General features: G+C 53.3%; 17 protein-coding genes, 1 other RNA gene and 1 pseudogene. 10 read left to right on the top strand and 9 right to left on the bottom strand.

Features of this window, described 5'->3' with window-relative positions:
- Positions 1-110 precede the first annotated feature (110 nt).
- Positions 111-908, top strand: a complete 798-nt coding sequence (locus KTE_RS19570; protein WP_236600487.1) for a DedA family protein — start codon at positions 111-113, stop codon at positions 906-908.
- A gap of 113 nt (positions 909-1,021) precedes the next feature.
- On the opposite strand, the gene KTE_RS19575 is transcribed toward KTE_RS19570, so the two are convergent.
- Positions 1,022-2,209 (bottom strand): lysylphosphatidylglycerol synthase transmembrane domain-containing protein, encoded by a 1,188-nt coding sequence (locus KTE_RS19575; protein ID WP_201383767.1) that lies wholly within the window; start codon positions 2,207-2,209, stop codon positions 1,022-1,024.
- Between the two features lie 277 nt (positions 2,210-2,486).
- On the opposite strand from KTE_RS19575, the gene KTE_RS19580 reads away from it, so the two are divergent.
- Positions 2,487-2,999 (top strand): GtrA family protein, encoded by a 513-nt coding sequence (locus KTE_RS19580; RefSeq protein WP_201383769.1) that lies wholly within the window; start codon positions 2,487-2,489, stop codon positions 2,997-2,999.
- 280 nt (positions 3,000-3,279) lie between these two features.
- On the opposite strand, the gene ltrA is transcribed toward KTE_RS19580, so the two are convergent.
- Together ltrA and KTE_RS19590 are read right to left on the bottom strand one after the other, a co-directional pair.
- Positions 3,280-4,974 carry a group II intron reverse transcriptase/maturase gene (ltrA, locus tag KTE_RS19585; protein WP_201383771.1) on the bottom strand — a complete coding sequence of 565 codons (1,695 nt, stop codon included), beginning with the start codon at positions 4,972-4,974 and terminating at the stop codon, positions 3,280-3,282.
- A 25-nt stretch (positions 4,975-4,999) separates the two neighbouring features.
- Positions 5,000-5,356, bottom strand: a complete 357-nt coding sequence (locus tag KTE_RS19590; protein WP_201383773.1) for a hypothetical protein — start codon at positions 5,354-5,356, stop codon at positions 5,000-5,002.
- Between the two features lie 1,226 nt (positions 5,357-6,582).
- Between KTE_RS19590 and KTE_RS19595 the strand changes: the two genes are divergently transcribed.
- Positions 6,583-8,244, top strand: a complete 1,662-nt coding sequence (locus KTE_RS19595; RefSeq protein WP_201383775.1) for a zinc ribbon domain-containing protein — start codon at positions 6,583-6,585, stop codon at positions 8,242-8,244.
- Positions 8,245-8,282: 38 nt separating this feature from the next.
- Here the strand turns inward: KTE_RS19595 and KTE_RS19600 are convergent, their stop codons facing one another.
- Entirely contained in the window at positions 8,283-8,924 is a 642-nt protein-coding gene (locus KTE_RS19600; protein ID WP_201383777.1) for a hypothetical protein, read from the bottom strand.
- A 315-nt stretch (positions 8,925-9,239) separates the two neighbouring features.
- On the opposite strand from KTE_RS19600, the gene KTE_RS19605 reads away from it, so the two are divergent.
- The 3 genes and pseudogenes from KTE_RS19605 to KTE_RS19615 all read left to right on the top strand — a co-directional run bounded on the left by KTE_RS19605 (position 9,240) and on the right by KTE_RS19615 (position 11,656).
- Positions 9,240-9,662 (top strand): tyrosine-type recombinase/integrase, encoded by a 423-nt coding sequence (locus KTE_RS19605; RefSeq protein WP_201387142.1) that lies wholly within the window; start codon positions 9,240-9,242, stop codon positions 9,660-9,662.
- Between the two features lie 252 nt (positions 9,663-9,914).
- On the top strand, positions 9,915-10,289 hold the full coding sequence (locus KTE_RS19610; RefSeq protein WP_201383779.1) for a nuclear transport factor 2 family protein: 375 nt from the start codon (positions 9,915-9,917) through the stop codon (positions 10,287-10,289).
- A gap of 541 nt (positions 10,290-10,830) precedes the next feature.
- A pseudogene (locus tag KTE_RS19615) lies at positions 10,831-11,656 on the top strand (IS5 family transposase).
- On the opposite strand, the gene KTE_RS19620 reads toward KTE_RS19615, so the two are convergent.
- The 5 genes from KTE_RS19620 to KTE_RS19640 all read right to left on the bottom strand — a co-directional run bounded on the left by KTE_RS19620 (position 11,646) and on the right by KTE_RS19640 (position 15,008).
- Complete coding sequence (locus KTE_RS19620) at positions 11,646-12,368, bottom strand: Type 1 glutamine amidotransferase-like domain-containing protein (RefSeq protein ID WP_201383781.1); 723 nt, start codon at positions 12,366-12,368, stop codon at positions 11,646-11,648. The pseudogene KTE_RS19615 and the gene KTE_RS19620 overlap by 11 nt on opposite strands.
- A gap of 583 nt (positions 12,369-12,951) precedes the next feature.
- Positions 12,952-13,324: a transfer-messenger RNA gene (ssrA, locus tag KTE_RS19625) on the bottom strand.
- Positions 13,325-13,480: 156 nt separating this feature from the next.
- Positions 13,481-13,861 (bottom strand): thioesterase family protein, encoded by a 381-nt coding sequence (locus KTE_RS19630; RefSeq protein WP_201383784.1) that lies wholly within the window; start codon positions 13,859-13,861, stop codon positions 13,481-13,483.
- A 105-nt stretch (positions 13,862-13,966) separates the two neighbouring features.
- Positions 13,967-14,551, bottom strand: coding sequence for a VIT family protein (locus KTE_RS19635; RefSeq protein WP_201383786.1), 585 nt, complete (start codon positions 14,549-14,551; stop codon positions 13,967-13,969).
- 61 nt (positions 14,552-14,612) lie between these two features.
- Positions 14,613-15,008, bottom strand: coding sequence for a Fur family transcriptional regulator (locus KTE_RS19640; protein ID WP_201369089.1), 396 nt, complete (start codon positions 15,006-15,008; stop codon positions 14,613-14,615).
- A 316-nt stretch (positions 15,009-15,324) separates the two neighbouring features.
- Between KTE_RS19640 and KTE_RS19645 the strand changes: the two genes are divergently transcribed.
- The 4 genes from KTE_RS19645 (at position 15,325) to KTE_RS19660 (ending at position 21,560) form a co-directional block, all read left to right on the top strand.
- A complete protein-coding gene (locus KTE_RS19645; protein ID WP_201383788.1) occupies positions 15,325-16,107 on the top strand; it encodes a glycerophosphodiester phosphodiesterase in 783 nt (260 codons plus the stop codon).
- 341 nt (positions 16,108-16,448) lie between these two features.
- Positions 16,449-17,453, top strand: a complete 1,005-nt coding sequence (locus tag KTE_RS19650) for a glycosyltransferase family 2 protein (protein ID WP_201383790.1) — start codon at positions 16,449-16,451, stop codon at positions 17,451-17,453.
- A gap of 170 nt (positions 17,454-17,623) precedes the next feature.
- Complete coding sequence (locus KTE_RS19655) at positions 17,624-19,855, top strand: DUF2079 domain-containing protein (protein WP_201383792.1); 2,232 nt, start codon at positions 17,624-17,626, stop codon at positions 19,853-19,855.
- A 49-nt stretch (positions 19,856-19,904) separates the two neighbouring features.
- On the top strand, positions 19,905-21,560 hold the full coding sequence (locus KTE_RS19660; RefSeq protein WP_201383794.1) for a hypothetical protein: 1,656 nt from the start codon (positions 19,905-19,907) through the stop codon (positions 21,558-21,560).
- Positions 21,561-21,580: the final 20 nt, after the last annotated feature.

The following is a 21,580-nucleotide window of genomic DNA, read 5'->3' on the forward strand; positions in this document are numbered from 1 at the left end:
TTTTGGTGGTGGTAGAACACGCTATAAGTCCCACATATCCTGGCCTCTTTTTATAAAATATGCTAGTATTGGTCGAAAATGTACCTAGCTATGCGAAGGAGGCCTTTCTCTTGTTAGGCAATATTACCGACTTATTACTGACGCTAATTACAAACCTCTATGTGTCAACGGGCGTACTGGGCATTGTCCTGGCCATGGCCATCGAGAGTTGCTGTATCCCTCTCCCCAGCGAAATTGTTATGCCCGTGGCTGGTATTTTGATTTCTCGTGGCGTGCTGCTTGGCGGAGTAAATACTCCCCTGGCAATTGTGCTGGTCGCGTTATCCGGCGCCATTGGCTGCTTGCTTGGTTCTATGGTGGCCTATTATATCGGCTATAAAGGCGGTCGCCCCCTCATGCTCAAGTATGGCCGCTATGTCCTGATCTCGCAGCATGATGCGGACAAGGCCGATGCCTTCTTCCAGCGTTGGGGTAGCGCCACGGCGTTCTTCTCACGCCTCCTTCCCGTCGTGCGCACCTACATCTCGCTGCCCGCTGGTATCGCGAAGATGCCTTTCGCTCGCTTCTGCATCTACTCATTTCTAGGTTCTTTCCCCTGGTGTATCCTGCTGGCATACCTGGGCCTGGTCCTTGGCGCCCATATCGACCAGTTGAGCCCACTCTTCCATGCCTTTGACGTGGTCATCCTGGTGCTACTCGTAGCCCTGGTTGCCCTGTATGTCTGGCGCCATGTGAAGAATGATCGCAAGGCCCGCGCCGAGCACGCCACCGCTGAGGCAACGGCAGCACAGCAGCCTGCTCAGCCCGTGGCCCCTTCCGCTGGCCCCTGGAACCAGGCTCAGTATCCACAGCAGGCTCAGCAGCCACAGCAGTTCCAGCGCCCTCAGCAGCCTCCTCAAAGCTGGTAATAAATATTCTGATAGGTAATGTGAGAGGTCCCTGGCAACCGCAGGCTGCCAGGGACCTCTCACATTACCTATCAGGCGCGAGCAGTCAAGCTAAAACTTGTACATGAAGCTGACTAACGGCGTGTGCGTAGCACCTGGGTGAGCGATAAACCAAGCTGGCTGAGGCTCAACAGGCCAAAGAGAAGCATAATGAGAGCCGCCAGGGGATGTGAGAAGACAAACATCGCCAGGACATGTGTCCGATTATAGTGAAGCAAGCCCGAGAAGACCAGCACACCAATCACCTCATTGATGCCCAGCTGTCCCGGTGGCGTAGGCAGAATGCAAAACATGTTATAGATGGTATATCCGAATAACGCTATGCCCAGGGGGATAGGTATGCCAATCGTCCAGAAGGCCAGCATCGCGAAGATGCCATCACAGGTCAGGGCGATGCCAGTCAGTAGAAGCGCCCGCAGAAAGTCTCCTGGATAGCGCATACACTCCAACCCTGTATCCATGCACCCCAGCGCGAACCCCTCCAGCTTCGAGCGCAAAGGGCCTGGAAATATACCGCAGACCTTTTGCAGGGCAGCCCGCGCAAGCTGGCGCTTCCAGGCAGTGAAGAGCACCAGGCCAATCAATCCTAGCAGAAGCCCGCTTACCAGCCCCAGAATACCCCATAACGGCAGGCTCATATGCAAGCCTGGTAGAAAAGGTGCCATGACAATAATGATCAGGGCGGGCAGCAGATCGCACGCCTTATCCATCCCCACCGTCGGTAAAGACCTGCTTACAGACATGCCAGTCACCCGCTTCAGTAACAGGCTCTTGCCTACCTCGCCCCCCTGGATTGGAAGCAGAAAATTGAGCATCACGCCAATCCAGTAAATCCGCAATACAGTTAGATAGGGAATATTCTCACTACGACGCAAGAAAAGTCGCCAGCGTAAGCTCCGTACGCTAAAGGCTACGATAAAGGCTAGCGCTGCCCCTGACGCGCAGAGCAACCCCTGCCAGGTCTCCAGGTTCTGTCGCAGGACCGCCAGCGTCACCGGAAGGTCAACGACACGTGTAATAAGCACCAGCAGCATCGCCCCGGCGCAAAGGCCCAGCCCTACCTGAAGCAGAAACGCTCTCCTTGAGGAAACATGTTCTGGCGTGATTTGTCCTTTGGCTTCACTCTGCGAGCCTGCCAGTGCAGAAAGCGCCTGCTCAACCTCAGGCAACTGGAGCAGACAATCCTCCGTGCGCGGAATCGCTGCGGGATACAAGGGGGAGATATTACTGGTAAAGGGAGACGTAGATTTTACCTCTGTCATAGACCACCTCACAAAAAAACAACACTTCCACATATATAAGTTTAATTACAGCAAACGTAACACGTTCTTGAGACACAGGTCAAACGTATAGGGCAAAAGGATAGTCTAGCAATCCTCGCATGCACGTCATTTGGTTAGTGGTGTGGTGCCGGTTGCCTGCTGAATCTAAGGGCGCATATTGATAACTAGGACTATAGGTACCCAGCGTGGCCAAGCTGATTGCCAATCGTTAGAATAAGTACTCAGAGAAAACAGCTAAGGAAGGGTTATAAATATCTTGACGCTCATCAAAAAAATCTGGGAAAAGCGCTTTGTAAAGTTCGCTCTGATCGGCCTTATTGGTATTCCTATCAACCTGGTAGCTCTGAAATTCTTTCTCACGGTCTTTGCCCTGACCGGCTTGCGTGACAATTGGCTCAATGTCGTTGCCCAGGTATGTTCTTTCGAAGTAGGCACCATCATCAATTTTGTGCTCAATCAATTGATTACCTACCGCGACCAGATGCCCACAACGTTTAATGCCTGGGTCGTGAAGAGCATCAAAGCCCAGATCGCCAATATGTCTGCCTTCCTAGTGGCAACCCTGATCAGTCTCTTCTTCTCTGTCGTCGTCCATATCGATCCTTATGTGGCCAACACCCTGGGCATCATCATCAACTTTGTCTACAAGTTCCTGGTCTCTGATCGCTTCGTCTTCCGCGTCAAGCCCGTCGAAGCCATCGAGGATGCCGCCGCCGTGGTCCCCAGCGAGGAGATGCCCTCACATTGCCAGACGACCCCCAATAGCTAAACATATTGCTTCATAAACGACGCAAAAGCGAAGAGAACCGCATATCATGTCATATTGTGGTTCCCTTCGCTTTTATGTTCCCAGGGACTCTTTATCGCTGACGATGTATCCATCGGTGGCGAATCGAATTTGTATGATCCTAACCTGGTAGCATAGGACGCCAGCGAGGTACTCCATTACTGTAGCCCTTTCCCGACGGTCGGGTAAGGAGACGATGTTGCCATCGTCCCCTCCCCTCAGAACTGCTCGTGAGAGTTCCCCCTCAAGCAGCTCAAGCCTTTCAAATGCCCTGTTCAGGACACGGCTCCACCTCGGTATTCCCTTGGCTGTGGAGTTGTTGATGGCACGTTGGATGGAGCAGCACCCGGTTTTCGAGCTGATCCCCGCCTCCTTTTGATCGCCAGACTTGATGGTGGTTGTGCCACCCTGTCAGTTTGGTGATCCGTTGGTGACAGCGAGGACAAAGCCCCTTCTGGTTTTTCCAGAGCATGAGTAATTGCCTCTTTCCCCTGAGGGTGCTTTCCATTTTCACGCCAAGGCGCTTCTCGAAATACACCTCCCACGCGGGATCGAAGGGATTCGCCTCTCCCTGGATTTTTATGTGCCGCTTGATGGGTGTTTGGGCAGCGCGGAACAGTCGAACCGTTTCCCACATGCCGTTTCGCCCAATCACCATGCCTGAAAAGACCCAATGCCGTCCTTCATGGTCATGGAAATACTTCTCCTTGATCCATCGTCGCGGTTTGTTGTTGTGTCTTTTTCTGGCCCATTGCCATAACATCTCAAAGATGGCATTGTCCACATCTTGAAAGATTTCTTTGCTGACCACATGCTGGTAATACCTTGCCCATCCTCGAATAAGGGGGTTGAGCAACAGGATCAACTGCCCAGCTGTGGTTCCCCGGTGATCTTTCACGACCTTCCGGACCTTTTCCAGGAACGCTTTCACGTTCTTCTTGGCTGGTTTGATGATCAGCTTCCCATGATACTTACGTACATGTTGTCCGAGAAAGTCGAAGCCGTCTTCAATATGCGTCACGAGGGTTTTCTCCTCAGAGAGTCTCAACCCTCGTTCCCTCATGAATTGTTCCACAAGAGGTTTGACTTCGTGCTCTAACAGTTCCTTTGAACTCCCTGTCACCACAAAGTCATCCGCAAATCGTATCAGATTCACCTTCGCCTTTCGGCTTTGGCGATCTCCTGGATAGAGTGCCCGTAGCTTGCTTTCTAGTCCATCAAGGGCTAGATTAGCCAGCACGGGTGAAATTGGGCCCCCCTGAGGGGTACCTTCTTCTGTCCGGTGGAAGACCTGTTGATCGATGTAGCCCGCCTTCAGCCACTTGTGGAGGATGCTCTTCTCCATCGGGATGTGAGCCTCTAACCATGAATGGCTGACTCCGTCAAAGCACGCCTTGATGTCTCCTTCGAGCACCCACTGTGCTGAATACTTGTGGCTCAGCACAGTGAAGCACTGTTCGATGGCATCGGCTGTGGACCTCTCTGGTCGAAACCCATATGAGTTCCGATCTCCTGTTGTTTCGGCAATAGGACTAAGCGCCAACAAGTAGAGCACTTGCATGGCCCTATCCGACATACACGGAATGGAGAGGGGTCTCAGTTGGTTGTTGCTTTTTGGGATATACACCCGCTTCAGCGGTTGAGGATGATAGCCTCGTTGCTTGAGCGATTGTATGGCTTTTGCCTTCTTTTCTGGAGTATTCCAGATGTCTTTGTCTACTCCAGGAGTGTTCTTGCCTTGGTTTTCCGTCACTCGTCTGACGGCAAGCGCTTTGCCACTGAACGAGTGGGTTAACAAGCGTTGCAGGGCTTTCACCTTGCCCCGTTTGCCTTCCTGTGTTGCCTTGACGATACGCGCTTGGAGCCGACGCACATTGCGGTGAACGGCTGACCAATTGATCTGGTGCCATTTCATCTCGCTGTGGGAAGCTGCACCAGCAAACATGTTCGCTGTCATCTGCTTTGCCTCCTGTGTCTGTTCGTCAAGTTTTCTCGTCAAGAAAGACCAAACGGAAGTCTGCTCGCTTTCGCGCGGGATCATGTTGTCTCTCGACGTAATCCCTATCCACCCCATTGCAGGCGGCTTTCGCTTTCTCCGTTTTCCTTTGCCCGCATTCCCATAGGCCGTCCTTGCGGTTGGCTGTCCCTTTCGGGAGGACTACGGGTTTACCACGTTCCGTATGCATACCCGGATCGAGTAGGTTCTGCCTCTGCGCCGGTGGATACAGCGTCTGCGCCAGGGTAAAGGGGCACACCCTGGACCGATCCACACTGCCTTTTGGCTCAAGCCTGTCAGCATCTTTGGCTTGTTTTCGGTGACGACGTTTTAGGCAGTTCACATCTGTTAACCATACGATCCAACCCTAGTTCCCGACCGCTTTGATGCTAGCAGTCGTAGTGAACTCCTCGCGGGTTCATTACCACTTTTGCAAGCGAGGCATCCATTGTCCCAAGAGCTTCACACCGCCGGATTACTCCAACCGCATGTCTTGGTAGGGTACTGAGGGCAGAACCCCAGGTGAGATTCTGTTCATTCAAATCTCACAGCTATTCATACGGCTTCGTGTCGCACCCCCTGCCCCGAACCGTGCTTGCGCCGTTAAGCGCACACGGCTCTCCAGTTTCTAGCATGCTCTCGTATGTTTTCTGGCGCATCACGCGCCAACAGACGTTTTCATGCTGTACTCCCTACGGTGCTTCCCCCTGTGTTGAGCTTTCCTCAACTCCCTGGTCAGGCGTCACTCCGACGAGTACTACCACCGTTCCGTGATCCTTCTGCTCGCGCAAGGAGGATCATCCCGAATTCCGTTCGTGCGATACGTTCAGTGAGTGTAGGTGCCCCGTTCGCTGCCTTCATTGAGTTCACTACTCAACGCCCTTTCCCATCGAAGAGTATCTCGGTCATCCTAAACTACCGAGATAGACGGAGGAGTCGCTTCAAACGTGCTGCGACTGGTGTTCGATTGCGCCACTGGCAACTAGGGTTCAGGGAATACATCTTTCACCATGCTCACAGGTCTTGCGGCGCGTCAGGCTACACGCTTTCGCCCGCCACCGCTTTCCAGATATGCTAATTTCCCCCTTGTGTTTCCACTCAAGGTAGATCCGGTGACCTCTAGAATATCTCTTCAATTCTAGGCCGATGTTCGGCCATACCGCACTACGTTAGACGGCGCACCAGGATGTCAAAATGGATGTCAGGTTTTCTAGTTCAAGCCTACTTGCCTTGTCCCTGTGGTTTTACAGAGAACGCGGCGAGAAAGCCCCGGTCATTGATGCCTGTCTTTTACCCACATTTTACAATTAGATTTTGTGGAACAGCACAGGAGGCCAACTCCCCCTGTTGAGCGTTTCACAAACACATGTAGAGCGATGGGCTTGTGAAGCCCCTCCAAAAAGATGTGGGTAAGAGACAGTCATTGATGCCGGGGATGAATCGCCGCCTCTGCTGGATGAGAGGAAAGAGAGCAGGGGCAGATATCTAGAACTTGCGTTCTTTAGGGCACTCTGCTACAATAGGCGTCAGCGGATCGAGATCACGTGTGTGTTCAAAGAAGGGGCTAGAATGTCGAAGAAGTATCAGGGACAACGCAAACAGAAGGAACAGCAGGAGAAGCGACCTGCCACCCCCACCTTTCTGCTGGAACTGCCCCTGGCCGTCGATGCAGGGCAAGCCGCCCGCCTGCGCGCCCACCTGGAAGCCGCTCGTCAGCTCTACAATGCCATCCTCTCCCACGGGCAACAGCGCCTGCGCCGCATGCGGGCTGATCCTGCCTGGCAAGAGGCTCGCGCCCTTCCTCGCACCCACAAAGCGGAACGCGCGGCAGCCTTCTCCACCTTGCGCAAGGCGCATGGCTTCTCCGAAGCCGCCCTGCATGAAGCCGTCAAGGGGCTGCGCGTGGGCTGGATTGCTGAGCACATCGAGGCGGTGCTGGCACAAACGTTGGCCACCCGTGCCTATCGCGCACTCAATCGCGTCTGCTTGGGCAAGGCCACACGCGTGCGTTTCAAGAGCCGAGGGCGCGGCTTCTCCAGCATCGAGAACAAGCGCAATGATACCAGCCTGCGCTTTGTCCTGCAAGCACCCGAAGCCGGAAACGCAGGCTTTCTCCTCTGGAACGGAGACCAAGTGCCCGCCCTCATCGACTGGAAGGATGAGGTGGTGACCCATGGTCTCAAGCACCGCATCAAGTATGCTCGCCTCATCCAACGCCCCGCCAGTAGTCCCAGAGCCGCCGGAGCTGATGCGCAGGGATATCGCTACGTGGTCCAGCTGGCCCTGGAGGGCAAGCCTCACCATAAGCCCAAACACACCGTTGGCAAGGGCACCGTTGGAGGGGATCTGGGACCCTCGACGCTGGCCCTCGTTCCCCAGGAAGGGGAGGCGAGCCTGCAGGTGTTCTGCGCGGAACTGGCTCCTGATGCCAAGGCCATTCGTCGCTTGCAGCGGCAGATGGAGCGGCAGAGGCGAGCGGGCAATCCTGAACACTACGACGAGAAGGGGCGCATCAAAAAGCAGGGCAAGCGGAAGCTGCGGTGGAAGCAGAGCAAGGGCTACCAGGCCACGCGACGGCGCAAAGCGAGCAAAGAGCGTAAGCTGGCGGCGCACCGCAAGAGCCTGCATGGCCGCAAGGTGCATGAGGTGGTCGCGCTGGGCAACACCATCATCATCGAAAAGATTTCCTACAAGGCCTGGCAAAAAACGTTTGGCAAGAGTGTGGGACTGCGAGCCCCAGGGATGTTTGTGGAGTTGTTGAGACGCACCGTTGCAAGCACGGGCGGCATCCTGGTGGAAGTTCCCACACGCACGACCGCACTGAGTCAATGGTGTCATGGCTGTGGCAGACGGGTCAAAAAGCCGCTCTCTCAGCGTTGGCACCAGTGTTCCTGTGGCGTGGGTCCCGTCCAACGCGACCTGTACTCGGCCTTTCTTGCCGCCTATCTCAATCCAGCAGATCCCATTCCCTCGTGTGCCCGATACCAGGGGTATTGGGAAGGTGCGGAAGCGCGCCTGCGGGTAGCACACGAGCGTAGTATCCAACGCGCGAGAGAGGGGCAGGCACTGCCCCGAAGCTTGGGCCTGGCCCGAGCTGGAGCGCGTCTGCCCAAAAGTTCAGGGGAACCACCACTAGAGCCAGCCTCCCTGCTTCGGTGGGAAGAACTGGAAGCGTGGGCCGAACTCCTGGAACCCCCGCTGCTTTCGCGCGGGGAGCTCTCAGAAGAATAGTTTTGCCATTGATGCTGATGGAGAGATTTTAGCAGATTTTACAGTTTGTTTGGCTCAATAACTATGGTACACGGCTCCGTGTCCCCAAACACGGCGTTTCCGTTCCACACCCCATGAAAGGAATGAGTTGCGCTTCCAATCTCATACATTTGGAAATCACCTGCTGTCGTACGATTAGTATTTTGCGCGTCTTGGTCTGTGGCAAAGACCTCTATAGTCACCCGATCATCCTTGTCCTCAGCCACTACGGCAGCCGCATGGTAGGGATATTCGCTGTTCTTATCCATCGAGACGATAACAAAGGCCTGGCCTTGATTCGGAGCTGCATTTACCCCTTTGCGGTTAGGCAGCGCTGCTTGCCGGTTATTCGCCCCGCTCCTGCCGAAATTTGTTGGTTTGCCTACTATCTTGCTATTTACATCCTCCCCAAATGGCAGTATTTTCTGGTACATGATCTCTTCGGCAGTGTGCAAACAGTCATGCAGAAATAACTGTTTCGGCTCAAAGGCCTCGTAGGTAGTTCCCTGAAAGGAAATGGTCCCGTTTGTTTGCGCACAGAAGAAAGGCGCGCTAGTGTTTTGAGCTACATAGAGTCGTTTATGGTCGTTTTCCTGAATCAGATACAGCCTATTCGTGGAAAGCTTCACTTGTCCAAGCGTGGCGTCGTTGATAATTTGCATGGAGAGCTCCTTTGAAGCGAACGAAGATTTTGAAAGCCATCTGCCGATCAATAGTTATTGAACATGGTCAAGTGGGTTAGAACAAGAACAAAGAGATCAAGAACCTTCTCTCTCTTCTCTGATAGTTTAAACGCAGATACGCATTTTATTTGCATATGGGTTTTTAAGTGCTCATGCTCCATCGAAACCGACCTTCTTTTGATTGACGCCGATTAACCAGGCTCGGACTCTTCTCGCTGTTGCTCGTGGTCATCGCTTGGAGATGCTTATTGCGCTGGCTTTGACTACGGGTATGTGTCGTGGTGAACTGCTGGCCTGCGTTGGTCTGATGTTGACTTTGAGATTGGTACCCTCCATGTGAGGCGAACTGCTGACTATATTGCTCGTTATGGCTATGTCGAGACTGAGCCTAAAACGAAACGCAGTCACCGTAAAATCTTGTTGCCTGGCTTTGTTTTAAAGATGCTAGAAGATCATAAGCTTGCTCAATTGGAGCATCATTTGAAAGTTGGCGATGTCTGGCAGGGGCTTGATCTAATAGTCTGTGGCCTGGATGGCGGTTACCTTAACCCTCGTTATATCCTTAAGATGTTTGATCGGCTGTTAGATGAGGCTGGCATTCCTCAGATGCGTATTCATGATCTGCGTCATAGTGTTCTGGCTATGCTGTCTCACATGAATGTGGGCACGCTCTCCTCTGGATGTGGAGTTGAGCTATGGGAATATCGTACAACCTGATGTCTTTGTGCTTCTGAACGAGCGTCTTGATCAAGATATTGGTTCTCGTATTGTAGGTGCTCCTGATCGAGAGGACGAAATGCTCTTGTTTTTCGGACTCGCGTTCTCAGATATGCGTCAAACGGGACATCTTATAGTTAAAAAGTATGCTATGAGCATGGGTTTCCTCTTTACTTCTTTGCTTTGAGTATCTATCCTTGAGGAAGTGGACAGACAGACAATTGTTGTTAGCCCGAATGAAAGGAGAGAGAAGTGAACCACTCTCTTGAGGAAATTGTGCATGCTGAGAAGCAGCTTCAACAGGCAATGGTGAACAATGATGTGCAAGCCCTTGAACGATTACTACATGATGATCTGGTGTTTATTGATGCCGAGGGAAATGTACAGGGGAAACGCGATGATATCGAAAGTCATGCATCTGGTGCTGTTGTTCAGACAGCAGTGGAGTTTGTCGAAGAACCAGTTATGCAATTCTATGGAGAAAGCGCAATTGTTGCAGTAAAAGCTCATGTAAAGGTGCGATTACAGGGAAAACCTCTTGAGGTTTTCTGCCGCTATCTGCGTGTATGGCTGTTTCAGGATGAGCGCTGGCAAATTATCTCAGGAGCTGTACGTATCATCTCTTGATGACGACTCATATCATCTGTTTTCTTCATAACGAAGTGCTTCTGCTGGAAAAGTCCCTCTTTGCTCAGCCGCATACACAGGCTTTTCTGGCAGATGAACTACAATACGGCTTTGACCGATAAACCGTCTGACTCGTCATTGACCCATATCCTGTCCTGTGGGGACAAACTGGCTGGCAAACCACATTAAGATTAAGGCAAGAAGGGTCATAAAATTACTCTTCTTGCTTTAACCTTTGTTGGGCAGCCAGGATATCATTTTTGAAATCAAGGGCTGGGGGTATATTTCGCTTAAATCAGGTGTAAAATCATACCAGTGCTTTAGTGTGTATTGGCCATCCATCCAATCGAGCCAGAAACTATGAGCAGAGGTTGGTGTTGCAATAGTTGCGCATAATAATTCAATTTCCCAGGGGTATTGGCTACCTGGCAACTCTCGGCCTTCATTCGACACATCTACTATTTCGTATTTTAGAATGCCCCGTTCTGTAAGACCGTGTTTTGTTAATCGCAGAGATGGCCTCACATGATAAACTGGAAGGATGAGTACAAGTTATCCCAGTAATCTGTCTGATGCGGAGTGGGAGTGCCTGCAGCGCCACCTCCCTCTCCAGTCCAAACGAGGCAGGCCACCCGCCCACTCCCTGCGTGCCATTTTTAATGCCATCTTTTACGTTTTGCGCACTGGTTGCCCATGGCGTTACCTGCCAACCAACTTTCCGCCATGGCAAACGGTCTTTTATCACTTCCGGCGCCTGCGCCTCAAAGGGACCTGGACGCTTTTGCTGCGGGCGTTGCACCAGGCTGAACGAGAACGACAAGGAAGGCGCCCTGACCCAAGTGCAGCCAGCATGGATTCGCCATCCGCGTGAAAACGGTTGAGGAGTCGTCTGGGATCTGTGGCTACGATGCCCACAAACACATCAAAGGGAGAAAACGGCATCTCCTCGTGGATACGCTAGGTATCCCCATTTCCATCTACGTAACCCCTGCCGATACGCATGATACCCGCGTGGGCTCGTTGTCTACTTGCAGGGCTCAAGTTCTTCGTGCCGCGTCTGAAAAAGATTTGGGCAGATGCGGCCTATCGTGGGCAGGAGTTCGCTGAGTGGTGTCAAGCCACAGGAGAGTGGGAACTGGAAGTCGTGGAACGCCCATCAGGCACCCGCGGTTTCAGCGTGGTGCCTCGTAGATGGGTCGTGGAGCGAACATTCAGTTGGATTTTCCGTAACAGAAGAATGAGTAAGGATTACGAGCGAAAAGTGCAGAAGAGTGAAACACTGATCCCGCGTGGCAATGATTCGGTTGCTCCTCGCTCGTTTGGGGCGCAAGAACGAACCCGTTCCCAAACACCCCATTAGGGCGTAAACCGTTTCCAATGGCCTTCGGAGACCACTTCGACTGCTCCGTCGATCACTTTGATGGCGGTCTGATCGTCGATCGCGTACGTTGGCATGGGTAGCCTCGCAGCCCACTTTTCTGCGTTGGCCAGGGAAGCGTCCGGGTGATCCTCGTGATCCAGGTGCGGAATCAACGCAAAGTCAACCAGTCCCACTCCCTGAGCCGTGACCAAGATCCTGCTGATTTCTCCCTGGGGTGTGGCGAACACGATGTCTTCCGACGTGAGCGATTCACCGCTGCCCCTGCGCGGATCACGGTAGGTCTCGCCGAAGGTGGCGGCGGCCGCCATGCTCCCGGCGCTCACCCCCACGTAGACCGTCTCGCGCAGCAGAGAGGGCAACAGGTCTGCCAGTCCCGACTGTCGCATCCAGTGGCACAGATACAGGGGATCGCCGCCGCCAACCAGCAGGGTGTCCGTCTCCTTAAGCATTGGGACCCAACAGTCCTCTTGGATACTGGGCAGAGCGGTGAGCTCCAGCACGCCCAACGACTTCCACCCCAATTCGCACAAGGGGCCGCGGATCAGCCGCCAGGCCATGGCAGCACCGCCAGGGAAGGGGTAGATCGCGGTGGGAATGTAGAGGGCACTGGACTCGGTAATCGGTTTGCCCAACAGATCAACCAGAGCGTTGCGAATGCTGTCGTTTTTGATGCCAGCCGAGGTGAGAAGCAATTTCATGATGGTTTCCTTTCCAATCCATGAAGAGGCGAAAGTCTTTTCCGATCATGCTCTTTGAGACTGAAGCAGAACGACCCCAGAACGTAACGACTGCGTTTCTCCCAGCTTGAGTCGTCTGCTCTCCTGGATGTCTTGAGACAAAGGTCTTCCGCTCCCCAATTGCATGCAAGATATTCTACCATCTTACAAAGCAAAAACTTCTCCTATTTTGCTCTTTTGTCCATGCAGCATTACCGCCGCGCATTCCAAAACACGGTCTAAGTACTACAGCACCACTTAAAACGTGGGGTGGCTCCACAAGCTCACTGCCACGTTACAATTCTTCTACAAAGAAGAAGCCTACGAAGCCACTTCGTAACATACATACCTCGCTAAGTGGTGCTGTAGTACTTAGAAGTTGGTGAATAATCTCTTCTTCTTTTGGCGTTAAGTAACCCCCGCGCATTAAATTTTTACCCCTTCATTGCGTCTCTATAACTCGTTGCTACATTTTGCTACTTGTGGAGGTTAACAACAGGAGTTGTTATAGGGCATAAAGAAAGGCTAGAAGCGGGTTAACCTAACCTACTTCTAGCCTTTTCGTTGGTGGAGATGGGGGAGAGTTGAACTCCCCGTCCAACCAGTCCTACTGGAGAATATGCTACAGGCTTAGCCGATGTTTTTGCTTTCCGTAGCGGACTCCCATCGACCGGATTCCTCTACGGTGGCCCTCTGGTCTTAAGTGGTCGTTAGAAGACGGTGGCGACCACAGCAGCCCATGTAATTTGGCGCCCTTTACTAACCCCGTGGACGAAAGTTAGGAGGACGACGCATCACTGGTTATTAAGCAGCGAGAGCGTAGGAAGAAGTTGCTGGTTTGGCAACTATTTTTTTGCCGGTTGTTTAACGAGATGTGCATACCGGCACCTCGGCCTGCAAATCTTCAATCTGACCGCCTGTCGAAACCCGACATCCCCAGATGAAGCATTCCTTACGCTTCAGCTCGGAGGAGCTTCTTCGTAGGAGGATAGTATATCATACTCACTACTAAATAACAAGCTATTTTGGCGTCTTATTCCGCTCTGGGAGGCACCGCTTATCCCCTCGGGACCCTCGACGACCAGCTGGTTCGCCTAGTCCTCCAGGTTTTTGAGGAACTGGTCGAGCTTGACGATGAAGCGCTCGTGCGTGCCTTCGCCGATCTTCTGGCGCTCGTCGTAGGCTTCAACCTGAAAGACGAGTCTGCGCCCGTCTATCTCGTGCAAGGTGGCGACTGCACGCACGCTCTGCCCCACCGGGGTCGCGGCCAGGTGCTTCACGTTGACCAGGGTGCCTACGGTGACATGCCCTTTGTCCAGTCCTGGCGCGACGGCTTGCCAGGAGGCATTCTCCATTAGCGCGATCATCATTGGGGTGGCGAAGACTTCGACTCCTCCCGCTCCCACGGCGGCTGCGGTATTCTCCGGCGTGACGAGGGTGCTGATTTCAGCGGTCATACCAGGTGCAAGTGGCATATGCAAGCCATCCTTTCTGAGGTGATGCATATACTATAACATATGCCGCATTTGCTCCTACCTGCGTAGCTCTGCCTCGTTTAAGCGCGTGAGCCGGGCAAGAGGCTAGACATTGCCGAAGATGAGGGCCGCGATAAAGACCAGGACACCACCACCAACGACCTGGAGGGTCGAGAGCAGCCAGCTGGTGCCAAAGTAGCGATGGCGGATGGCGGCGATAAGCACGAGCTCAAAGGCGACGACGATGTAGGCCGTGACCAGGGCCACACTGAGGTTGCCAATCAAGAAAGGGAGCGTGTGGAGCGCGCCGCCGAAGAAGGTCATGATGCCGGTGATACTGCCGCGCACAATGGGGCTGCCACGCCCTGTTAGCTCGCCATCGTCTGAGAGCCCCTCGGAGAGGGCCATGCTGATGCCCGCGCCTGTGGCGGTCGCCATACCAATCAGGAAGGCTATAAAGGGATTATGCGTGGTGAAGGCCGCGGTAAAGATGGGGGCCAGGGTGGAGACCGAGCCATCCATCAGTCCGGCCAGGCCAGGTTGGACGACACGCAGGAGAAAGTTATGCGAGGAATCATCGTTCCTGCGTATGGCCTCGACAATGTCGAGAATCTCCTCTTTTACGGTCATCTTCGCGGGAAGTTGTGGCTCTTTCTGTTCGAGCACCGGCACTTTGGTCTCTTCTGTCATCGCTTCTTCCTTGTTGTCTATCTATGGATAACGCTCTGGCTGATACAAGCTAGAGCGCTTTTTAGTCGTGTGTCTTTCCCGTGCATTGCGGACAGGTCCCATAGAGGCGTAGCTCATGTGAGCGGAGCGTAAGCCCGGTCGCACGCGCTGCCGCCAGGAGCATCTCCTGTGGAAGTTGGATCTCAACGGGTACGTCGAAGAGCGCTCCACACATGGTGCAGATGGCGTGATCATGGCGCTCAATATGCGCGTCATAACGGCATCCCTCTTCGGTTCGCCCCAGTTCCTTAATATATCCACGTTCCGCGAGCTGGTGAAGGATGCGATAGACACTGGCTAACCCGATGCGCGGACGCAGGCTCTTCACTGCATCATAAATGTCAAGCGCGGTCGGGTGATCAGCTCCCCGTACAATATCAAGCACGGCTTGCGCGTTCGCGTTCAGTTTCTCTCGCATGATTGCTCCTTAGCTTGCCCTAATCTCATCTGTTAGGCTCACCTGAAAATGAGAATTATTCTCATTTTCACAAAGATATGATACAACCTGGAGTGTGGCTTGTCAAGATGGGTGCTATAACCAGTACAAGGCTTCACACGCCAGGCCAGGCGCCAAATAGCCCTTTGGGTTGCAATAATGGACTAGGGGGCGAGGAAAACTTATATAATGTTTGAGGAGGAGATAACCTGAAGGTAGTGTGGCAGAGGGCGCGTGTCTTCCCTGGGCATATCCGGCCGGAAGGCTGTGAATGTGAAATAGAAATAGGAGTTCTTGTATGCAGATTGCCGGGCGAATGGCCTGTGTCGCGCACCGTGGGGGAGCACGACTGGCACCTGAAAATACCTTAGGGGCATTTCGCAATGCCCTGGCTTTAGAGGTCGATGCCGTTGAATTAGATGTGCAGATGAGTCGTGATGGTCAGCTGATTGTCTTTCATGATAATACGCTTGAGCGTTTGACTGAGGGGCATGGAAACTTGCTAGACCAGGATTTTGCTTATCTGCGTTCACTCAATGCCGCAGCCCACTTCCCGGGTGGCTGGTCGGAGCGTGAGCAGATTCCAACACTGCGCGAGGTCCTAGAATTGGTGAAGGGGCGCGCACATGTATTGCTTGAGTTGAAGTCTAGCCAGCGTGATGGCGTGTATGGTCGTTATCCACGGATGGTACCTGCCGTGCTCGAAGATCTCCAGAGTATGGAGATGCTAGACCAGGTCTTGCTGATCGCCTTTGACTGGGAGTTGTTGGCCGAGGCGAAACAGCGACAGCCAGAGGTCGAGATAGGCCTGATCCTTTCAAGCGAGGTATGGGATGTGCAGGCAGATGGCTGGGTAGCGGCTGCCTGTATGCGAGCGCGTGAACTGGGGAGCGCGTGGATTGATATTGATCATCACCTGTTGACACCAGGGGTTGCTCAGATCATACGGCAGGAGAGCCTCCACCTGGCCGCCTGGACCGCGAATACGTCTGAAGATATCCAGCATTGTCAGGAGGTGGGTGTGGAGGCGCTTGCCACGGATCGCCCAGATCTGATGCTACGGTCTTCACTGCATGTATAGTATGTTATCGCGCTTCTCCATTGTTGCGTGCCCTCAAAAAAGGGATGCATAGGCTAAAAGTTATTGTGAATCGTACTATAGATGTGTCTCGTTTTCCAGGTAGCGCGTTTTAACTTATTGTCTAACCTGAGTGCGAAGCGCTCGTCACGAGCACCTCGCGTCTGAATGGGTGGATGGTCACTGCTGAAAGAAGCCATGAGGGCAAAGGTACCATAGCTTTATGATGCTTACAGGGGCGTATGCTATAATAGGTCCCGATTGGAGAGACTGACGAGCATGAGCCGCAGGTAAATACATGCAATTTTTCTGTTTGAGTAATGATGGTTTGGAGTACACGAGGCATGCAACAGACACAAGTATCTATGAATGTGCCAGCTGAAGCTGCACCTGAAGAAGCGACTCCCGCTATTGATTTAACGATAGTTGTGCCAGTAAAAGATGAACAAAAGAGCGTTGGAATCCTATTTGATAAGCTCGCGGAACAGATTGGCCAGCTAGGCAAGAGCTTCGAAGTCATTTTTATTGATGATGGTAGCGTTGATAACACCTTTGAGGAGCTGAAAAAGTTACGCCTGGAGCATCCCGGTGTCGTGCGCATCGTCCAGTTCAGGCGCAATTTTAGCAAGACGCCTGCCCTGGTGGCTGGTTTTAGCCGGAGTCGTGGCCAGGTTATCTTTACCATGGATGGCGACTTGCAGGATGATCCCGAGGAAATTCCCCGTTACCTGGCGAAGTTGGATGAGGGCTATGACCTGGTAACGGGTTGGAAGTTTCCACGCCTCGATCCAATCTCCAAGACCTTCCCCTCACGCATCTTTAACTGGTTGGTGAGCACGATGACTGGCGTCCATTTGCATGATATCAACAATGGTTTCAAAGCCTACCGTCGTGAGTTAGTTGAGGATCCGCATCTCAAGCTGTATGGCGAGTTCCATCGTTTTGTGCCTGTTATGGCCCATTGGCGTGGCTTCAAGGTTGCGGAGATCAAGGTCCGCCACCATCCACGCAAATTTGGTACATCCAAGTATGGCTTCCGACGCTTTGCTCGTGGCTTGATTGACCTCTTAAACGTGCTCTTCCTGACCTCATTTGTGCGCACCCCACTGCGGCTGTTTGGCCCACTTGGTTTCTTTACGCTCTTCCTGGGCTTCCTTATCGATATCTTTGTGGTGATCCGCAAATTTACGCTCAATCAGCCTATTCATGATCAGCCCCTGCTGTTTGTGGGTATTCTCCTGATGATCTTTGGCGTGCAGTTTATCTTGACCGGCCTACAAAGTGAAATGATTCGCTACTACGCGTTCCGGCCTGATGAAGAGTATAGCATCAAACAGGAACTGAATTAACTCGATGCACAATGTGTGAGTGTGATGGCTCGCGCCTGGGATGCTCGCCCACGTGGATGTAGTGTGTGCTGGCTGCCGCAGGTTGCCAGCACACACTACACCCGTAACTAGAAATCGTATGCTGGGTGACAAGGTGGTATCGTATGGTAAGTATGTCCTGGAGAAAACGTTTGTCGAAGCGTGTTTCTATCTGGCAAAATCGACTCTATCTCTATCCACGCCCTGAGCCGCTAGAACGCACGCGTCTCTTCTGGGTCGCGCTTGGCCTGGTGACGACAGCTGTGGTGGTGTTTTCTGCCTATTTTATCTTGTTGCTGACCACTGGCCATAGCGCGTTTGGGACTAACGCCGAAGACCTGGGGATCATGGACCAGGCAATCTGGAATCTGGCCTATCACGGTGAGCTTCATCAAACAATCTGCAATATTATTTCTGATACAAATTGTTACTCACCTGAAGGCATCAACCGCTTCGCGATTCATTTTGAGCCGATTTTATGGCCCATTTCGTGGCTCTACTACCTCTGGGCCGATCCACGCATGCTGCTGATTTTTCAGACCGTTGTTGTGGCTCTGGGGGCCTATCCGGCCTTCTTGCTGGCCCGACTCCGTCTACGCAACGAATTGGCCGCTGTGGCGATTGCCCTGCTCTATTTGCTTTATCCCGCTCAGCAGCAAGCGACGATCTATGACTTCCACGCCGTAACCTTGACCACGAGCCTGTTGCTCTTTACGTTTTATTTTATGTATACCCGGCGTACCGCACCTATGTTTGTGTTTGCGCTGCTCTCGATGGCCTGTAAAGAGGAGATTCCACTCGTTATCGCCATGTTCTGTCTCTGGTCGATGGTGTTCCAGCGCCGCTGGCGCAGTAGCGCTATTCTGCTGGTCATTGCCCTGGCCTGGTTTGGAATCGCTTATTACTATGTCTTCCCACACTTTAGCCCAACGGGAAAGCCTCTGCTCTCAGGACGCTATGATGGCGCGAGCCAGGGGACGACCAGGGATTTCTTGCATAAGTATCTGCTTGATAGCAAGCACCGCGATTATCTCAAAATTCTCCTGGAACCTGCTGTTTTCTTGCCTGTGCTGGCTCCATGGGTGATGGTACTGGCTGCGCCAACCCTGGCCTTGAATTTGCTCTCGTCACATGAGGGACAGTACAGTGGCCTCTTCCAATATAATGCCGAGATTGTTCCTGTGCTGATTTTTGCGACGATTGAGGCCCTGGTATTGTTGCTCTGGTTGATACAGCTTGGCTCAGATTGGTTGAACAGGCGCACGGCCCAGGCCGAGCCTGCTGACTCTGAGTCCTTGCGTCCAGCTCAGAGGCGCAAACCACGCTTGGCTAGTCGCCTGTTACAATTGAGCGTGATGACAGCCCTCCTCTGTGTGACGCTCTTTAGCTCGCTGCGCACAGACTACTATTTCCATGGTGCTCTGCCTTTCTCGGTCGATTTTCATTGGCCCCAGATCTCCACGCGCACACAACTACTACAGAAATTTGTCGATATGGTGCCACCCGATGCATCAATCTCGGCTCAGACACGCCTGGTGCCCCACTTGAGTCAACGCCAGAGGATCTATATGTTTCCTTACGCTAACGACCAGGCGGACTATGTGATACTGGATTTGCAGGGAGATTTCTATCCCTTCTATGGGTCGGATGCCTATAGCCGGTCGGTGAAGAGCGTTTTGCTGAGCGGTAAATATGGGATTGTGAAGGCTGAGGATGGGATGCTCTTGCTGAAGAAGGGGTTGCCAGCCCCTGGCCTCTCCCCACTCTCTCCTGTACAGGCTGGTCCAGGCGCCGATCTCACGCATGCGCTTCCAAATCTCCCAGCCTCACTCTGCGCTGATACACTCGTCTCCCCTCAAGAGATGCAGCAAATTCAGCATCCACTCCAGGCTACCTTCAGTGCCGGGAATGGCAGTCTACAATTGCTGGGCTATGATGCAACCTTGAATAGCAAATATGAGAATGCGAAGACACATCAGTATGATCGTACCGATGTGCATGCGACGATTTCGACCTACTGGAAAGTCGTGCAACCCATTCGCGTCTCCCAACAAATCGCTTTTATTATGGAGACAAGTGATGGGCAAGAACACCTGTCCAGTACTGATGTGCCGCTGCTAAACTGGTGTCAAAGTAACACCTGGAAGCCGGGTGATGTGATCAAGATGCAGTCGAATAATTTCTTCTTGCTGCATCCGGGAAGCCCTCTTTATCCGAAAGGGCTAGCCCATCTTTCCATAGCCCTTTTACCTCTAGCACAGCCTTCTAGTACAATAATGGATGTACAAGCACGCCTTCATGTCGACATGGAGAAGAGCCAGGATGGTGTTGAGGTCAATCAAAACGCGCGGCTCTTGCGTTTGTTCGCATTGAACCTGATCTAAAAAAATTCACCCACCTGATGCTGAATGCGTTGGCATGCAGACCGATTAGATGAAAGAGGATGTTGCGATGGGCGTCTATATAGGTCAACTACCGCCTGCTGAGATTGCGAGGTTGAAGGCTGAGCTTGCCGAAACTTTAATCGCGAATTTCTGTTACCCACGGTTTTTTGACCACCGGAAACAGGCATTATGTACGCGGCCAGTCGACCGTGCCAAGCGCCAGGAAGTCTGGTTATACTTAAGCTCATTCGACTTTACGACCTGGGGCCGGCTCGATCTGATGTCGGTGGATCTTCAGCACCAGGTAGAGCGCCTCTTTATTCAGTTTGTGCAGCGCAACCGGAGTTTCTTCGGGGAGCAGGGCCGGCGACGCATGGCGGACATTCGCATGCTTATCAATACATGTGCATCATCTGTCGTACAGAATTTGCGCTTGCATATCTCGGGGCAGAAACAGCTCAATCCTCCCTTTGGCAGCCCTCGCCCAGTGGTCTCCTGGTCGGCACCCAGTTTAAGCGGGAAGGTCGAGCCAGGCTGGGAGCAGATCGCAGCCTCTACGATGCAGCTTCAGCAGCAGTTGCAGGAGCTACGTGGCGAACCCACCAGGAATGCTCCGCCAGCCCAAACACCAGCGCGTGGCACCAGAAGCGGTGCATTGCGTGCCGAGAATGCCTCTACTGCCGCGGGGATATACGCTGAGTTCAAGAACAAAGGGCCAGCCGAACAGGAGTATGGGCAAGCGGCTTCGACGTTGGCGGAGGCCTTGCCTCCCACGCCTCATGTGCGTCCGCGCCCGGCGGCGAATGCGCCGGGGCGTCCTGTGGCTACTGTAGCTCCAGCTCAGCCCACGCAGGCTCCTCAGCAGGGAAGACGTCCCTCCGAGCCTTTGTCTCAACCCGTTGCTCGCGCCGACGCTCCGGCTGCTACCAGGCCTGAAACTTCACGCCGCTCCGGGCCTCTTGCACCACCCACAATCCCGCCATCCGACACATGGCGTAATAGTAATAATATAAGAGGCGACGTTCCACCAGCCTCTTCTGGAACACAGGCTCGGCGCCCAAGCACCAGTTTGCCCGACCCACGCGCACGCGTCGAGGCATCACAGTCAGTGCAGCCTGAGGCCGCGCAGGTCTTTGAACCCGTCGAGCCTTATCAGCCACAGGCCTCCAATGGAGCGCGCCATAATCGTGGAGGGAGCACTGCCCCTTCCTATGGGGCTATTGAGTCGATGCAGACATCCTCTATGTCTCCTGTACGCCCAGAGGATTTTACCGCTTTTCGCAATCCGTCGACTTCAGAGGAGCGCGAGAATGATTATGTCGCTCCGGTTACCGTTAAGCCCGCACAGCCTTCTCCTACCCGCTCCACGGCTCCCGCCCCTATCGCGTCCAATCTTCCGACTGAGTCCCGCGAATCCAACGCGCTGGCCGTGGGCGATGACGATATCGCGATTTTTGAGCAGATGCGTCAGCAGCTGGTCGTGTGGTTGCGCATTGAGGTGATTACCTCTGGCCAGGAGATCGATAGTCAGGGACCCGTACAGCTTATTGAGCTGCTCAGGCAGCAGGGGCGCATCGATGAGACACGCCTGCAAGTCGTCTCGACCCTGCTCAACCTCGCGAACCAGGTGATCAAGACCGGCCAGGTCTCCCTGATGGATTATAAGCAGGCCTTGATGTTCCATCTTATGCATACACGGCGCTAAAGATTTAAGCTAATGGAGCA

Source organism: Ktedonobacter sp. SOSP1-85 (assembly GCF_016587415.1).
Taxonomy (GTDB): Bacteria; Chloroflexota; Ktedonobacteria; order Ktedonobacterales; family Ktedonobacteraceae; genus Ktedonobacter.

What these genes read in the sequence shown, in the direction of transcription:
- KTE_RS19575 (WP_201383767.1), bottom strand. Translation starts at nt 2,209, where the DNA reads ATGACAGAGGTAAAATCTACGTCTCCCTTTACCAGTAATATCTCCCCC.
- ltrA (WP_201383771.1), bottom strand. Translation starts at nt 4,974, where the DNA reads ATGACAGCGAACATGTTTGCTGGTGCAGCTTCCCACAGCGAGATGAAA.
- KTE_RS19595 (WP_201383775.1), top strand. Translation starts at nt 6,583, where the DNA reads ATGTCGAAGAAGTATCAGGGACAACGCAAACAGAAGGAACAGCAGGAG.
- KTE_RS19600 (WP_201383777.1), bottom strand. Translation starts at nt 8,924, where the DNA reads ATGCAAATTATCAACGACGCCACGCTTGGACAAGTGAAGCTTTCCACG.
- KTE_RS19620 (WP_201383781.1), bottom strand. Translation starts at nt 12,368, where the DNA reads ATGAAATTGCTTCTCACCTCGGCTGGCATCAAAAACGACAGCATTCGC.
- KTE_RS19630 (WP_201383784.1), bottom strand. Translation starts at nt 13,861, where the DNA reads ATGCCACTTGCACCTGGTATGACCGCTGAAATCAGCACCCTCGTCACG.
- KTE_RS19635 (WP_201383786.1), bottom strand. Translation starts at nt 14,551, where the DNA reads ATGACAGAAGAGACCAAAGTGCCGGTGCTCGAACAGAAAGAGCCACAA.
- KTE_RS19640 (WP_201369089.1), bottom strand. Translation starts at nt 15,008, where the DNA reads ATGCGAGAGAAACTGAACGCGAACGCGCAAGCCGTGCTTGATATTGTA.
- KTE_RS19645 (WP_201383788.1), top strand. Translation starts at nt 15,325, where the DNA reads ATGCAGATTGCCGGGCGAATGGCCTGTGTCGCGCACCGTGGGGGAGCA.
- KTE_RS19650 (WP_201383790.1), top strand. Translation starts at nt 16,449, where the DNA reads ATGCAACAGACACAAGTATCTATGAATGTGCCAGCTGAAGCTGCACCT.
- KTE_RS19660 (WP_201383794.1), top strand. Translation starts at nt 19,905, where the DNA reads ATGAAAGAGGATGTTGCGATGGGCGTCTATATAGGTCAACTACCGCCT.